1 protein-coding gene is annotated in these 232 nt (G+C 41.4%); it reads left to right on the top strand.

Features of this window, described 5'->3' with window-relative positions; all coding sequences use genetic code 11:
* The coding region (ccmI, locus tag SB725_RS34145; protein WP_410923818.1) for a c-type cytochrome biogenesis protein CcmI at positions 1-232 on the top strand (232 nt) is incomplete at both ends.

The raw sequence follows: 232 nt of genomic DNA on the forward strand, positions 1-232 counted from the left end.
GTTTGCAGTCCAAACCAATAGACAATCAACTGCTAGATATTAATGTTGCAGTATTTCGCGAACGTTTAGCTGAGCTACAAACAGATAAAGACAGCGGTACTATTAATAATAGCCATTATCAAAATCAAAAGCTGGAGCTTGAGCGTCAGCTATTAGATGCGCAGCGTCAGATAACACCTATGGTCACCCCTGATGTCAAAAGCCGTTTAATTGTCGCAGCTTGGATCCCAAT

The organism is Pseudomonas sp. SIMBA_041, assembly GCF_046535095.1.
GTDB classification, from domain to species: domain Bacteria; phylum Pseudomonadota; class Gammaproteobacteria; order Pseudomonadales; family Pseudomonadaceae; genus Aquipseudomonas; species Aquipseudomonas mucoides.